This window comes from Methylobacterium sp. WL18, assembly GCF_008040015.1.
GTDB classification, from domain to species: Bacteria; Pseudomonadota; Alphaproteobacteria; order Rhizobiales; family Beijerinckiaceae; genus Methylobacterium; species Methylobacterium mesophilicum.
In genome coordinates, this window is record NZ_VRVD01000068.1 from 1 (window position 1) to 13,990 (window position 13,990).

The window sequence follows — 13,990 nt, forward strand, 5'->3', positions numbered from 1 at the left end:
CCCAGGTGGTCGACGCCCGCTCGGCCACCCGCTTCCGCGGCGAGGAGCCGGAGCCGCGGCCGGGCGTACGGCCCGGGCACATGCCCGGCGCGCACAACCTGCACTACGCGTCGCTTCAACGGGACGGCCGGCTGAAGAGCCCGGAGGAGTTGGAGAACGTGTTCGCGGAGGCCGGCATCGATCCCGACCGGCCGATCGTGACCACCTGCGGTTCCGGCGTGACCGCGGCGATCATCGCGCTGGCGCTGGAGACCCTGGGCCAGCCCGCCCGTGGCCTCTACGACGGCTCCTGGTCCGAATGGGGTGCGGACACGGCGCGCCCGGTCGTGACGGGCGCCTAATCGCGGTTTCGAAAGGTCGGGACCTTTTGCGGGTCCAGGGCGGAGCCCTGGTCCATCATCAGGGCTCCGCCCTGACGACCCGCCAAAGGGCTGAGCCCTTTGGGAACCCGGACCTCAGGCGGTGCGCACCGTCCGGCGCTTGTCGGCGGAACTCCACTGCATCAGCCCGACCATCACCGCGATGGTGCCGAGATAGACCAGCCCCTGCAGGGCGGTGGGCCGGTCGGTATAGCCGACGAGCGCATGCAGCACCCGGCCCGGCCAGGAATTCTCCGCGATCACCCCGGAGCTGTTCCACAAGGTCTGGCCGAGCACATCGACCACCCCGGCATTGGCCAGGAACTGGGCCGCCTGCGCGGCGAGGCCCGCGGCCAGGAAGATGATCAGGACGCTGGTGATCGAGAACACGTAGCGGCTCGGGATCGCGGCGAGGCCGAGATAGGTCACCGCGGAGAGGAGGATCCCGGCGCCGATGCCCGCGAACGCGCCGAACTGGATGTCCGCACCCGAGGTGCCCGACGCCACGAGGCCGTAGAGGAACAGCACGAGCTCGGCGCCCTCGCGCAAGATCGCGGCGCCGACGACGATCGAGAGTGCGGCCGCCTCGCGCTCGCCCGAGCGCACCGCTGCGCCGGCCGCCCGCAATTCGCCCGCGAGCTCCTTCCCGTGCTTGCTCATCCAGGTGTTGTGCCAGATCAGCAGCAGCACCGCGACGATCAGCACCGCGGCGTTCAGGATGTCCTGGCCGCTGCCCTCGAAGGCGTCGGAGATCTTTTCCGCGAACAGCGCCACGAGGCCGGCCCCGGCGAGGCCGCCGACGACACCGAGCAGGACCCAGCGCATGCGGCCCGGGATGCCCCGCGTGGCCGCCAGCACGATCGAGATGATCAGGCCCGCCTCGATGACTTCGCGGAAGGCGATGATGAAGGCGCCGATCATGGCGTTTCCTCAGTTGAACGCGGACCGCGCTACCAGACCCAGAACAGGAGCACCCAGTTGGCGACCGAGAGGGTCACCGCGGAGGCGATGCAGGCCGTGGCCGCGGCCCGCTGAAGGCCGCCCGCCCCTAGGCCGGCGACCCGCCAGGCGAGCCACACGCTCCACAGGCCGGCGCCGGTCAGCATGGCGGCCCGGATTTCCGAGACGTACGGGATCACGATGCCGTCGCCGCGCAGGAACGTGACGGTCAGCGCCGAGAGGCCCAGGAAGACGCCGCAGCCCGCCACCGGGATCAGCGTCTGCGTCAGGTGATGGAAGCGCCGGAGCGACCATCCGCCGAGCGCCAGGGTCGCGAGCGCCACGATCCCCGACACGGCGAGCCCGAGGATCACCGTCGCGGCGCCGATGTAGGCCAGGAGCAACCCGCCGTCGAGGAGGGTCATGACGTCGCTGTGGTCGGGGTAGTTCGTCAGGACGAACCACGGCGCGGACATCTCCAGCGGCCAGGTGATGCCGTGCTCGATCAGCCAGGTGGCGGCGATCTGCTTGGCCTCGACGAACCAGGGGCTCGACGACCATTGGAACGCGCCCACCGCCAGGGCCAGCATGCCGAACAGGATCAGCACGGTCTGTTCCAGGCTCGGCTCGTTCCCGGCGACGTGGACGATCTCGTGGTTGGGCGAGCGCAGGGCCAGGCGCACCGCGCCGCGATGGCCGCTGCAGCGCCCGCACATGTGGCAGGAGCCCGAGCCGCGCATCGCCTTGACCGGCACCAGCGGGGCGCAGTTGAAGGTCTCGGTGCCCTGCACGGGCTTGGGCGAGGCGGCCCAGGCGGCGCGGTCGACCTGAAAGCTCACCGGCGCCAGCTTCGAGAGCACCGCGAAGACGCCGTTGACCGGGCAGAGATAGCGGCACCAGACCCGCTTGTTGCGGCCGTAGAGCAGGCCCACGACGATCGCCGCGACGGTCGAGCCGCCGAGCACCGCCAGCACCGGCTTCGGGTAGCCGTAGACGCTGGTCATCTGCCCGTAGACGGTGGTGCCGGCAAACGCCAGGAACGGCCAGCCCTGCCAGGTGATCCAGCGCGGCACGGCGTAGCCCCGGCTCCAGCGGCTGGCGAACTCGCTCAAGGCGCCCTCGGGGCAGAGCACGCCGCACCAGGCCCGGCCGACCAGCACCATGCTCAGGAGCACGAACGGCCACCAGATGCCCCAGAACGCGAATTGCGCGGCCAGCGTCAGGTTGGTCCAGATATGCGCGGTGTTGCCGGGTAGCGGCAGCAGCGCGGGCACGATCACCAGCACCCCGTAGATTCCGACGATCACCCACTGCACGGCCCGGATCATCCAGCCGTGCTGCCGCAGCCAGTCGCCGAAGCGGGCGAGCCGCTCGTCGAGCAGGTCCCGGCGCGCGGGCGCGTCGGCGAGGAAGGTCGGGGCAGTCACCGTCGAGACCCGCTCACTTGGCCACCAGGGTGGCCTTCGCCTCGGGATGGAAGTCGTCGAACACCTGGTAGGTGCCGGGATCGAGGGTGCGGAACACGATCGACGAGGTCGAGCCGGCCGCCAGCGCCTTCTCGCGCTTGAGTTCCGTGCTCTCGAACTCCACCGGCGACTGCCCGGTATTCGAGATCTCCAGCTTGAACCGGGTGTTGGCCGGAACTTCGATGGTCGCCGGCAGGATCACGCCGTCGCGCATCTCCACCTTGATGACCGGCATCTCCTCGGCGCGCGCGGAGAAGCCCGCGCAGGAGACGGCCAGGAACGCGGCGGCGAATCGGACGGGGCGCGACGAGCGTGACACGGATATCCTTGCGGTTCAGGAGGCGCCCGTCTTCTCAGTAGGCGCCCTTTTTGCCGACGCCGGCGAAGGTGAAGTCCTGGGTCACGTCGAAGGGCTCGAACCAAGGGCCGACCCCGGTCTCCTTGTCGACGTGGCGGCCGAAGTGACTGTCCTTGCCGGGGGGCGCCACCGTGACCTTCAGGCGGTAGCGGCCGGGGCCGAACAGCTTGACGTTGTCGCCGTAATGCGGGCCGTCGTTGGCGACCATCGGCATGAGCGCGCCCGAGACCTTCTGGTCGGTGGGCTTGTCGCCGTCGAGCTTCACCGCCTCGAACCGGACTTCGAGGGCGGGCACCCAGTCGCCCTCCGCGAAGCCGTTCCGGTTGTCCTTTGCGGCGCGGATGTCGGTCTCGAGATGCAGGTCCGACTGCGCGGCGTCGCGCATCATGCCGGGCGGGTCCATCTCGATCGGCTGCAGGTAGACGGCGGCGACCTCGAGGCCGTTCTTGGTCACATGCGGACCGATCGGCACCTCTTTGGCCGCGGCGGCCCCCGCCGTCGCCAGGAGGGCACCCGCAGCCAGGCCGCGGAGAATCGGAAAGAGAGTCGAAGCGCGCATGGCGATGCACATAACGCTCCCGCGGGGAGTTTCAAAGAGGCAAACCGGCACAGATCAAATGATAACAATTCTAATCTGACACCATTACAGCGCCGGCGAATGATAGTTCTTGGTCTTTACCTGAAGACGTATCGAGTTTCTGCGGGCGGATCGAAGTTATTCCGCCGGCTGTGTCCGCGCGTATCTTGACCCTCGGAGAGATGTGGCGATCGTCACGGCACTGCCATGCACGGCATCGACAATGCGACCCGGGACGAGAAACGATGTGGCCCGTGTTCGAGGCGATCCGAAACGGCTTGCGTGTCCGCGAACCCTATTATAGCAAGTGCTATACCTTGTCTGCGAGTCCGATGCCGTCCCGTCCCGTGCCCCTCCTCCGTGCCGCCACCCTCGTCCTGGTGGGGCCCCTGATCGCGTCCGTTCCGGCGGCCGCGGCCGACCCCGCCGGGCGGCGCCCGGTGCCCGACCTCCCCGCCTACACCGACTGGTCGGGGGGCTATATCGGCCTCCAGGGCAGCGCGGGCGGGTCCTACGGCGCCTATAATTTCGGTCCGACGGCGATCGGGAACCGCGCGGTGCCGGCGTTCAAGAGCGGCGATTCCACCGGGCGCAGCGACCAGGGCCGCAACGCCACCACGGCGGTCGGGGGCCTGTTCGGCGGCTGGAACTGGCAGACCGGCCCCTGGGTCTACGGAGCCGAGGCGACCCTCGACGTGGCGAACCTGAAGAGGCCGGTGCCCTCGACCATCACGGGCTTCGGCTACGAGGATGCCGACCAGCCCTTCAACATCGTGCGCGCCAAGACCGACCTCTACGGCACCCTCCGGGCCCGGATCGGCTACAGCTTCGACCGCTACCTGATCTACGGATCGTTCGGGCTCGCCGGCGCCAACGCGCGGTTCCTGGCGAACTATCCGGACTTCGACGCGGGCGGCCAGAACACGGCGCGGCGCGAACTCGGCTATCTCGGCTTCACCCTGGGCGCGGGCATCCAGTACGCGATCAGCGACTCGCTCGCCCTGGGGATCGACTACCGCTACATCGACCTCGGCGGCAGCCGGCGCTTCTCGCTGGGCAGCGTGCCGGGGGACGACGGCGGTCCGGTCACGTCCCGGGCGAGCTTCACCTCGAACCAGCTGTTCGCGCGGCTGATGTGGTTCCCGGGCGGCCTGAAGGCTCCACCCGATCCGGACGAGACCGCCCCGCACGACCCCGACAACGGCGAGAACGGGCGCTTCTCGCTGCACGGGCAGACGACGCTGATCGCCCAGGGGGTGCCGGGCTTCCGCTCGCCCTACGAGGGCGCGCAGAGCCTGATCCCGCACCAGGCCCGGCAGACCACCACGGCCACCATCTTCCTCGGGCTCAAGCTCACCGACAGCACCGAGCTCTACTACAACCCCGAGTTCAGCCAGGGCTTCGGCCTGTCGCGGACGCTGGGCGTCGCGGGCTTCGTCAACGGCGAGGCGCAGAAGGCCGGCGCCCCGTTCCCGAAGCTGCGCTCGAACCGCTATTACGTGAAGCAGACGATCGGGCTCGGCGGCGAGACCGTGGAGGTGCCGGACGGGCCGAACCAGGTCGCCACCCGGTACGATGCGGAGCGGATCACCCTGATCGCCGGCAAGTTCGCGCTGGGCGACTTCTTCGACGGCAACGTCTACGCCCACGACCCGCGGGTCGACTTCTTCAACTGGTCGCTGTGGGGGGCCTCGGCCTGGGACTTCCCGGCCAACCTCCCTGGCTTCACGCAAGGGCTCTACGCCGAATACAACCGGCCGGAGTTCGCGATCCGCGCCGCCTACACGCAGGTGCCCAAGGAGCCGTCCAGCGACGTGCTCGACCCGCGGGTGTTCCGGCGCGCCGGCCTGAACGCCGAGTTCGAGGAGCGCCACGTGCTCCCGTGGCTGGAGCAGCCCGGCAAGATCCGCATCGGCCTGTTCTCGAATGTCGGGGTCTCGGCCAACAACCGGGAGCTGGTCACCCTCACGCAGCTCGGCCTGTTCGACAACGGCAGCGATGCCGCCCTCGCGACCCGCAAGCCGCGTCGGAAGACCGGCGGCTACATCAACCTCGAGCAGGCGCTGACGCCCGAACTCGGCCTGTTCGCCCGGGCGAGCCTGAACGACGGGCGCACGGAGAACATCTCCTTCACCGACATCGACCAGAGCTTCTCCGGCGGCCTGTCGTTGAAGGGCAAGGCCTGGGACCGGCCGGACGACACGGTCGCCATCGGCACGGCGATGAACCGGCTCTCACCCTCGCACCGCGCCGCCTTCGCGGCCGGCTATTACGGCCTGCTGGTCGGCGACGGGCAGCTCAACTACGGCAGCGAGCGGGCGATCGAGACCTACTACGCCCTGAACCTGACGAAGTTCGTGACCCTGACCTTCGACTACCAGTTCGTGAACAACCCCGGCTACAACCGCGACCGCGGGCCGGCGCACTTCTTCGCGTCGCGGCTGCACGCGGATTTCTGATCGTCGGTTGTCAGGGGACCGGCGGCGATCCTTCCACCGCCTGCCGCAGCTCGGCCTCGGCTTCGTCCACGCGCGTGGCCATGAACCGGACTTCGGTGATCGCGTCCAAAACGCGGTTCTCCATCGTCAGCAGATCGCCGCGCATCTCACCGACGTCACGCCGGATATAGGCCATGTCGTCGCGGATACGGGTGAAGCCTTCATCCATCCGCACGGCGATGCGGTTCATTAGCTCGATCGTGCGGGCCTCGCGCTCCATCAACTCACGCATGTCACGACGCAGGCCATCCATCTGCCTGAGCAACAGGTTGTTGCTCGGCGACGGCGCAGCCTCTGACGACCGTGGTTCTTTCGGAGGAGCGAGCGACATGCACCATCATGTGCGCGCGGTCTGTGTGGACGCAAGGGTCCAATCTGGCGGCGCATGGGCGAAGCGCTCCGCTCATCGCCGAGGCCGGTTCCGCCGACCGAATGCCGATGCCCTTTCGGATCACAGATTCTCCGGCGCCTCGCTCACCGTAGCCCCGAAAATCTCTTCGCACGCCGCGCGCAGCTGCATGTCGACCTCCGCCAGGCTCACCGGCAGGCCGAGATCGACCAGGCTCGTCACCCCGTGCTCGCGCACGCCGCACGGCACGATGCCGGCGAAGTGCGACAGGTCCGGCTCGACGTTCAAGCTGATCCCGTGGAAGCTGACCCAGCGGCGCACCCGGATGCCGATGGCCGCGATCTTGTCCTCCACCCCCGGCCCCTTCTCGGGACGGCGCACCCAGACGCCGACCCGGTCCTCCCGGCGCTCGGCCCGGACGTTGAAGGCCGCCAGGGTCTCGATCAGCCAGCCCTCCAGGCTCGCCACGTAGGCGCGCAGGTCCCGGCTCCGGCGGTCGAGGTCCAGCATCACGTAGGCGACCCGCTGGCCCGGGCCGTGATAGGTGTACTGGCCGCCCCGGCCCGTGACGTGGACCGGGAACCGATCGGGCGCCACGAGGTCCTCGGACCGCGCCGAGGTGCCGGCGGTGTAGAGCGGCGGGTGTTCGAGCAGCCAGACGCATTCGGGCGCCGCGCCCCGGGCGATCCGCTCGACGCGCGCCTCCATCCAGGCCACCGCGTCCGCGTAGCCCACGGGCGCGTCGCTCACGCGCCAGCCCACCGGATCCGAGCCGGGGCGCGCCGGGAAGGCATGGGGCGAGACCGTGAGGCGGGGCGCGTTTACCAAGGGTTCACCATCCTGCGTCGATGGTCGAAGCCTTCAACATCCGCGGCCGGCGGTTGCAAGTTTTGGGTGCATCGGGTCGGCGGCGAGACGGGATGGGCGCGCGGTGGCGGTCTTCGAGACCCTGAAGGTCGATCTGACGGTGGTGCTGGGCCGGGCCCGGATGCCGCTGCACATGCTGCTGCGCATGGGCCGCGGCGCGGTGATCGAGCTTGAGGCCAGCGACAGCGACATGGTCGAGATCCTGGCCAACGACCACCCGATCGCCCGCGGCCAGATCGTGGTCACCGGCGACCGCATCTCCGTCGAGATCACGGAGCTGATCCGCAAGGCCGCCGCGATCATCGAGCCCGGCACCACGATCGGCGACAGCGCGACGCCGTTCCTGGACGACAACTACGCGTCCGGGTGATCAGTCACGGCTCTTCGGCGCCCAGCGTCTTACGGATTACCGGGGCGATCGCGGCCGCCAACTGACGGTGATCGGCCGGAGACAGGTGCAGGCCATCGGCACCATGTGCGCCGCCGCCGATCGCGGATGCGGCGTCGAAGCTCGGGATCCGGGCCTTCACCGCCGCTTGCGCAAAAGCTTCGGCGAAGTGCTGCGATTTCTCCCGACCGCCGTCATAGCGCTCGCTCCAGCCCTGGATCGGAATCGTCGCCACCTGGACCGGCGATACCAGTAGCACGCGCGGCGCCGGATAGGCGTTGCCGATGCCTCCCGAGGAGGCCTGCACCTGCCGTGCGAGCCCCACTGCGGCGTCGGCAACCTGCTCCGGCGAGCGTTGATAGCGGGCCTGAAGATCGTTCGTGCCGAGCATGATCACGACCAGATCGAGGGGCATGTTGGCCGCGATCGACACCGGCAGATGTTTTGAGCCGTTGATCTTGTCGGGCCGAATGATGCTGTCGGGCCAAGCCTCGCCGTCGAGGTCGGTCGTGCGCAGATTCAGTCCGTCCTCCACCACCTCGTAATCGGCACCGAGCGCCTGCTGGAGCAGGCTCGTCCAGCGCTGGTCGCGCCCGTAGCGGCGGGCAGGCTGGCCGTCAGGGCTCGCCACATAGCCCCAGGTGTTGCTGTCCCCGTAGATCAGGACCCGCCGCGGGTCGGCCTGCGCCCCTACGCCGAGCCCGGCCCCGAGAGCGAGAGCACCCAGAGCGACGATCGCATGCCGCATCATCGGAAAGCCTTTTTGCAGGAATCGCTACAGAATTGAGGACGGCTTGTGGCGCGCCTGTCAAGGCATTATCGCAGTGGTCGCTATGGAAATCGAAAACCCGTCGGGTCGGAGAGGGCGCGGCCGGCCACGCCAGTTCGATCGCCAAGAAGCTCTCGAGACCGCCCTGGCCCTGTTTCAGGCCCGCGGCTACGAGGGCACGTCGATCGCCGATCTCACGGACGCCATCGGCGTCACGGCGACCAGCCTGTACGGCGCATTCCAGAGCAAGGAAGCCCTCTTCGAGGAAGCGGTCGCCCTGTATCAGCAGCGCGACGGCGCGTTCGCCGCGGCGGCCCTCGAACAACCGGGAACCGTGCAGGAGGCGATCCGCACTCTGCTGACACAAGCGGCGAAGCACTACGCCGCCAGCGGCCGTCCCGGCGGCTGCTTCATTTCGCTGGGCCTGCTGAGCTGCGGGCCCGACCATCACCCGATCGCGCAGCGCATGACCGCTCGGCGGATCGCGGCACGCGAAGCCATCAAGGCCCGGCTCGATCGCGGCAAGAGCGAGGGCGAATTGCCCGAGACGAGCGATACCCAGGCGTTGGCCGCGTTCTGCGCCGCCACCCTGCAGGGTCTGTCGGTACAGGCGCGCGATGGCGCCTCCGAGCGGGACTTGCGAGCCATTGTGCACCTGGCCCTCATCGCCCTCTGCACATGACTCACGGACGGTCGTTTTCGCCGAGGGTCGCGTAATTTCCGCTCTGAGAGACGGTGGGGCGAGCGGAGCGCTTGTCGGAGGCGGATCGATCTGTTATCCGCTGCGCCGCCCGACATGATGGCGGCCCGAGGGTTTCCCCGGAGGTCGCATCGGTCGGGCGAACGGGCGGATCTTCGCGTCCGATGCGGCCATGGCGGAATTGGTAGACGCGCTAGCTTGAGGTGCTAGTCCCGCGAGGGGTGGAGGTTCGAGTCCTCTTGGCCGCACCACACGTTCGTTGTGGTGTTTTCCCTCTGACAGTTGATCGCTCGGCCTCAGGCCGGCACCACGGCTTCAGCCGTTGATTCGCCCCGATACTCGGTTTGCGGCAAGCCGCCTGGCGCATGTCTGCGCGCGGCCGCCGAGGCGAGCCGGTCATTCCTTGCGGGTGAACAGCGCTTCGAACAGCGCCTCGGATCGACGCAGGCCTTCCTCGGTCAGCACCACCGACTTGGCCCGGCCGACCGGATCGTCGATCAGCCCCTTCGCGTGCAGGCGGCCGAGGGCCTCCCAGTCGAACCCTTTCCAGGCTCGACATTCGTTGTGGAGCGTCAGCCACAGAAGGGCGAGCACGGCGTCGTCAATGCGCTCTTCATCGATCTGCATGGCTCGACGTTACCAAACCGCTCCGATCACATCCAGCGCGCGGGGCATTCGCGTGCTACATCTATTCTCGACCGTATAAAATATCGATCGTCCAACACCGGAACCACAAGTTCGGTTTTTCGTCGTCGTGTTTCGATTTTTTCCGACAAAAAATCATATTGATCGTGCATGAGTTCTTGGCCGGTCACGGGAAGGACATTTGCATCTTTCAATCGCCTACCGATAAACTCGGCGTCTTGGCTTCCGGAACCCGATTCGCATGTCCAGCGGCGCCCAACCGGCCGAACTGACCTGGCGCGGCCTCCTGCTCGGCGCGGCGCTGACGCTGCTGTTCACCGCCGCCAACGTCTATCTCGGCCTCAAGGTCGGGCTGACCTTCGCCACATCGATCCCGGCCGCGGTCATCTCCATGGCGGTGCTGCGCCACCTCCCCGGCGCCACGGTGCTGGAGAACAACATCGTCCAGACCGTCGCCTCGGCGGCCGGCACGCTCTCGTGCATCATCTTCGTGCTGCCGGGCCTGGTGATGATCGGCTGGTGGCACGGATTCCCGTGGCTCACCACCGCGGGGATCACCGCCACGGGCGGGATCCTGGGCGTGATGCTGTCCGTGCCGCTGCGCCGCGCCCTCGTGGTCGATTCGGACCTGCCCTATCCGGAGGGGCGGGCCGCCGCGGAGGTGCTGGCGCTCGGCACCCAGGGCGCCACAGGCGCGGCGGACAGCGCGCTGGGCCTGCGCATCCTGGTCTGGAACAGCCTGGCCTCGGCCGGCTTCGCGGTGCTGGCGCAGACCCGGCTGGTGCTCGACAGCGCCGCGCTCTGGTTCCGCGTCGGCGCGGGGGCAACCGGGATCGCCGGCAACCTGTCCTTCGCGCTGCTGGGCGTCGGCCATCTGGTCGGCCTGTCGGTGGGGGCCGCGATGGCGCTCGGGCTGGTGATCGGCTGGGCCGTGCTGGTCCCGATCCTGACCGCGCAGCAGCCGATGCCGGACGCAAGCGTCGAGGCCTGGGTCGGCGCGGCGTTCCGGCAGGAGGTGCGGTTCTTCGGGGCCGGCGTGATGGGCGTGGCCGCGCTCTGGACGCTGATCCGGATCGCCCGCCCGGTGCTGGGCGGCATCCGCTCGGCCTTCGCGACCGGGCGGGCGCGCCAGGCCGGCGCGACGCTGGCGCTCGAGGAGCGCGACCTGCCGATCGCGGTCGTCCTCCTGGTCTCGGCGAGCCTTCTGCTGCCGATCGGTTGGCTGCTGTGGGACGTCCTCGCCGGCACGAGCCTGGAGCGCCACGGCGTCCTGCTGGTCGCGGGCGGCCTGCTGTTCGTCCTGGTGATCGGGCTCGTGGTGGCCGCGGTGACCGGCTACATGGCCGGGCTGATCGGCTCGTCCAACTCGCCCCTGTCGGGCATCGGCATCCTGGCCGCGCTGGCGAGTTCGGCGATGCTGCTGGGCCTGCTCGACCGCGACGGGGATGCGCAGAGCGGCGGGGCGCTCGTCGCCTACGTGCTGACCGTCACCGGCATCGTGTTCAGCGTCTGCGCCATCGCGAACGACAACCTGCAGGACCTCAAGACCGGCCAATTGGTCGGGGCGACGCCGTGGAAGCAGCAGGCGGCCCTGGTCGTCGGCGTGGTGTTCGGGTCGGCGATCATCCCGCCGGTGCTCAACCTGCTGGCGACGAGTTTCGGCTTCGTCGGGGCGCCCGGCGCCGGGCCGAACGCGCTGGCCGCGCCGCAGGCCGGCCTGATCTCGACCCTGGCCAAGGGCGTGCTCTCGGGCGAGGCCAACTGGCGCATGCTGGGCTGGGGCGCGGTTGCGGGCGTGGGGCTGATCGCCCTGGACGAGACCCTCGGCCGCCTGAAGCGCCTGCGCCTCCCGCCGCTGGCGGCCGCCTTCGGGATCTACCTGTCCATGAAGCTGATCCTGCCCCTGGTGGCGGGCGCGGTGATCGGCACGGTCTACGAGCGCTGGGCGCGCCGCCAGGCCGATCCGGAACGGGCGGTCCGGCTCGGCACCCTCACGGCGACGGGCCTGATCGTCGGCGAGAGCCTCTGGGGCGTCGCCTTCGCGATCATCGTCTACGTGTCGGGCGACGATGGCGCCCTGGCGCTGATGGGCGACGGTTTTGGCGGCCCGGCGCTGTTCGGCGGCCTGGTGCTGTTCGCGGGTCTGACGGCGGGCCTCTACCGCCAGACGCGGCGGCTGGCGGCCTAAGACAGATCAGTTCAGGACGACGGCGCTCACGCAACCGGATCCTGGCCGTTCGCCTCGGCGCGGCGTTCTCTCAAGAAGGACGAGGGATCGGCATCCTGGCGGACGTTCTCGCGGTAGAGAGCCTGAAGCTTCGACGCCGCGCGGCCGACCGGTACGAGGCGCACCTCATCGCCATCGACCGTCACGACGAGGCGGCTCTCCCCCGTGAGACCCAAAGCGTCGCGCACGGATTGGGGCAAAACCATCCGGCCGTCGGCGGCCACCTCCGCGTCGGTCACGAACCGCATCGCCAGATCCTCAGCCTTCGCGGAGATATCGACCACACCGGTCCGCGCCCGTCGTCAGGACGTCGTGGACGGAGACGCATCGCCGGAGCCGTGCACCCACGCGATCGGAGCCATGTCCTGCCGGGCACAGCTGTGCATTGACTTCGCAGGCGCACACCCGCATATCGGCGGTGCAGCGTCAGCGGCCGTCATGGCCCGCTTGAGGGGGTTGCGTGACGGATCGGGCGCCTCCCGGCGTGATCCGGCCCCCCTCTTCATAACGTGCATGCACCCGGGCCGCCCCATCACGCGGGCTGCCCCCTGCCAACGGACCGACCAGATTTCTGCGCTGCTCGCAACGAACGCGAAGCGCCCGGCCGGCCCTGCTGCATCGGATATCTCTTTGACCCAATTCACCGATTTCGGCCTTGCCCAGCCCGTGCTGCGGGCGCTCGGCGAGGCTGGCTACGTCACGCCGACCCCGATCCAGGCCCAGGCGATCCCGCCGGCCATGGAGGGCCGCGACCTCTGCGGCATCGCCCAGACCGGCACCGGCAAGACTGCGGCCTTCGCGCTGCCGATCCTGCACCGCCTCTCGCTCTCGGACCGCCGGGCCCCGCGCCGCGGCTGCCGGGTGCTGGTGCTCTCGCCGACCCGCGAGCTCGCCAACCAGATCGCCGAGTCCTTCTCGGATTACGGGCGCCACCTGTCCTACACCACCACGGTGGTGTTCGGCGGCGTCACCATCAGCCGCCAAGAGCGGGCGCTGGCCCCGGGCGTCGACATCCTGGTCGCCACCCCGGGCCGCCTGATCGACCTGATCGAGCGCCGCTCGCTGACCCTCGAGGGCGTCGAGATCCTGGTCCTCGACGAGGCCGACCAGATGCTCGACCTCGGCTTCATTCACGCCCTCAAGCGCATCGTGAAGCTGCTGCCGGCCCAGCGCCAGAGCCTGTTCTTCTCGGCGACCATGCCGAAGAACATCGCCGGGCTCGCCAGCCAATACCTGAAGGATCCGGTGCAGGTCGCCGTGACCCCGGTCGCCACCACGGCCGAGCGCGTCGAGCAGACGGTCATCTTCGCCCATACCGGCGCGAAGCAGGCGCTGCTCGCCCACATCCTGCGGGATCCGGCCATCGACCGCGTCCTGGTCTTCACCCGCACCAAGCATGGCGCGGACCGGGTCGTGCGCGGCCTCGACAAGGCCGGCATCGCCGGCGCCGCGATCCACGGCAACAAGAGCCAGCCGCAGCGCGAGCGGGCGCTCCAGGCCTTCCGGGACGGCGATTGCCGGGTTCTGGTGGCCACCGACATCGCGGCCCGCGGCATCGACGTCGACGGCGTCAGCCACGTGGTCAACTTCGACCTGCCGAACGTGCCGGAGAGCTACGTCCACCGCATCGGCCGCACCGCGCGCGCCGGGGCGACCGGTCTGGCGATCTCGTTCTGCAACGACGAGGAGCGCGCCTACCTGCGCGACATCGAGCGGCTGACCCGTCAGAGCGTGCCGGTCGCCGGCTTCCCCGAGGGCTTCTCGCCCCCGTCCCGTCAGGAGGCGGCCGAGATCGCCCGCGAGGAGGAGCGCCGGCCCGAGCGCCAGCAGCAGCGCCCGGCCGGTGGC

15 protein-coding genes and 1 tRNA gene are annotated in these 13,990 nt (G+C 69.3%); 7 read left to right on the forward strand and 9 right to left on the reverse strand.

Translation table 11 applies throughout. The features are described from left to right. A partial coding sequence (locus FV228_RS08565; protein WP_281406480.1) for a rhodanese-like domain-containing protein occupies positions 1-341 on the forward strand: 341 nt, incomplete at its 5' end. 114 nt (positions 342-455) lie between these two features. Here FV228_RS08565 and FV228_RS08570 read toward each other — a convergent pair. The 4 genes from FV228_RS08570 to FV228_RS08585 form a co-directional block, all read right to left on the reverse strand. Continuing rightward, complete coding sequence (locus tag FV228_RS08570) at positions 456-1,280, reverse strand: FTR1 family protein (RefSeq protein WP_147854223.1); 825 nt, start codon at positions 1,278-1,280, stop codon at positions 456-458. A gap of 29 nt (positions 1,281-1,309) precedes the next feature. Beyond that, on the reverse strand, positions 1,310-2,725 hold the full coding sequence (locus FV228_RS08575; protein WP_147854224.1) for a 4Fe-4S binding protein: 1,416 nt from the start codon (positions 2,723-2,725) through the stop codon (positions 1,310-1,312). Positions 2,726-2,738: 13 nt separating this feature from the next. After that, complete coding sequence (locus tag FV228_RS08580; protein ID WP_246693867.1) at positions 2,739-3,041, reverse strand: cupredoxin domain-containing protein; 303 nt, start codon at positions 3,039-3,041, stop codon at positions 2,739-2,741. Positions 3,042-3,117: 76 nt separating this feature from the next. Further along, on the reverse strand, positions 3,118-3,681 hold the full coding sequence (locus FV228_RS08585) for an iron transporter (protein WP_210247790.1): 564 nt from the start codon (positions 3,679-3,681) through the stop codon (positions 3,118-3,120). 350 nt (positions 3,682-4,031) lie between these two features. On the opposite strand from FV228_RS08585, the gene FV228_RS08590 reads away from it, so the two are divergent. Further along, entirely contained in the window at positions 4,032-6,158 is a 2,127-nt protein-coding gene (locus FV228_RS08590) for a carbohydrate porin (protein ID WP_147854227.1), read from the forward strand. A gap of 10 nt (positions 6,159-6,168) precedes the next feature. Here the strand turns inward: FV228_RS08590 and FV228_RS08595 are convergent, their stop codons facing one another. Together FV228_RS08595 and lipB are read right to left on the reverse strand one after the other, a co-directional pair. Then, complete coding sequence (locus FV228_RS08595) at positions 6,169-6,528, reverse strand: hypothetical protein (RefSeq protein WP_147854228.1); 360 nt, start codon at positions 6,526-6,528, stop codon at positions 6,169-6,171. Between the two features lie 120 nt (positions 6,529-6,648). Beyond that, positions 6,649-7,374, reverse strand: a complete 726-nt coding sequence (gene lipB / locus FV228_RS08600; protein ID WP_147854229.1) for a lipoyl(octanoyl) transferase LipB — start codon at positions 7,372-7,374, stop codon at positions 6,649-6,651. Between the two features lie 103 nt (positions 7,375-7,477). Here lipB and FV228_RS08605 point away from each other — a divergent pair, with 103 nt between their 5' ends. Next, positions 7,478-7,783 (forward strand): FliM/FliN family flagellar motor switch protein, encoded by a 306-nt coding sequence (locus FV228_RS08605; RefSeq protein WP_147854230.1) that lies wholly within the window; start codon positions 7,478-7,480, stop codon positions 7,781-7,783. Positions 7,784-7,787: 4 nt separating this feature from the next. On the opposite strand, the gene FV228_RS08610 is transcribed toward FV228_RS08605, so the two are convergent. Next, positions 7,788-8,552 (reverse strand): GDSL-type esterase/lipase family protein, encoded by a 765-nt coding sequence (locus FV228_RS08610; RefSeq protein ID WP_147854231.1) that lies wholly within the window; start codon positions 8,550-8,552, stop codon positions 7,788-7,790. A gap of 82 nt (positions 8,553-8,634) precedes the next feature. Between FV228_RS08610 and FV228_RS08615 the strand changes: the two genes are divergently transcribed. Then, positions 8,635-9,252: a TetR/AcrR family transcriptional regulator gene (locus FV228_RS08615; RefSeq protein ID WP_147854232.1), complete on the forward strand. Its 618-nt coding sequence runs from the start codon at positions 8,635-8,637 to the stop codon at positions 9,250-9,252. A 184-nt stretch (positions 9,253-9,436) separates the two neighbouring features. Continuing rightward, a tRNA-Leu gene (locus FV228_RS08620) sits at positions 9,437-9,521 on the forward strand. A gap of 145 nt (positions 9,522-9,666) precedes the next feature. Here the strand turns inward: FV228_RS08620 and FV228_RS08625 are convergent. Next, positions 9,667-9,897 carry a DUF6429 family protein gene (locus FV228_RS08625; RefSeq protein WP_147854233.1) on the reverse strand — a complete coding sequence of 77 codons (231 nt, stop codon included), beginning with the start codon at positions 9,895-9,897 and terminating at the stop codon, positions 9,667-9,669. A gap of 259 nt (positions 9,898-10,156) precedes the next feature. Here FV228_RS08625 and FV228_RS08630 point away from each other — a divergent pair, with 259 nt between their 5' ends. Further along, the gene (locus tag FV228_RS08630; RefSeq protein ID WP_147854234.1) at positions 10,157-12,103 is read left to right on the forward strand and encodes an oligopeptide transporter, OPT family; all 1,947 of its coding nucleotides are present in this window, start codon (positions 10,157-10,159) and stop codon (positions 12,101-12,103) included. A 26-nt stretch (positions 12,104-12,129) separates the two neighbouring features. Here FV228_RS08630 and FV228_RS08635 read toward each other — a convergent pair whose 3' ends face one another. Beyond that, positions 12,130-12,381: an AbrB/MazE/SpoVT family DNA-binding domain-containing protein gene (locus tag FV228_RS08635; RefSeq protein WP_210247791.1), complete on the reverse strand. Its 252-nt coding sequence runs from the start codon at positions 12,379-12,381 to the stop codon at positions 12,130-12,132. A gap of 391 nt (positions 12,382-12,772) precedes the next feature. Here FV228_RS08635 and FV228_RS08640 point away from each other — a divergent pair. Beyond that, the coding region (locus tag FV228_RS08640; RefSeq protein ID WP_147854236.1) for a DEAD/DEAH box helicase at positions 12,773-13,990 on the forward strand (1,218 nt) is incomplete at its 3' end.

Coding starts and splice junctions, on each gene's coding strand:
- FV228_RS08570 (WP_147854223.1), bottom strand. CDS start 1,280: ATGATCGGCGCCTTCATCATCGCCTTCCGCGAAGTCATCGAGGCGGGC.
- FV228_RS08585 (WP_210247790.1), bottom strand. CDS start 3,681: ATGCGCGCTTCGACTCTCTTTCCGATTCTCCGCGGCCTGGCTGCGGGT.
- FV228_RS08590 (WP_147854227.1), top strand. CDS start 4,032: ATGCCGTCCCGTCCCGTGCCCCTCCTCCGTGCCGCCACCCTCGTCCTG.
- FV228_RS08595 (WP_147854228.1), bottom strand. CDS start 6,528: ATGTCGCTCGCTCCTCCGAAAGAACCACGGTCGTCAGAGGCTGCGCCG.
- FV228_RS08610 (WP_147854231.1), bottom strand. CDS start 8,552: ATGATGCGGCATGCGATCGTCGCTCTGGGTGCTCTCGCTCTCGGGGCC.
- FV228_RS08615 (WP_147854232.1), top strand. CDS start 8,635: ATGGAAATCGAAAACCCGTCGGGTCGGAGAGGGCGCGGCCGGCCACGC.
- FV228_RS08625 (WP_147854233.1), bottom strand. CDS start 9,897: ATGCAGATCGATGAAGAGCGCATTGACGACGCCGTGCTCGCCCTTCTG.
- FV228_RS08630 (WP_147854234.1), top strand. CDS start 10,157: ATGTCCAGCGGCGCCCAACCGGCCGAACTGACCTGGCGCGGCCTCCTG.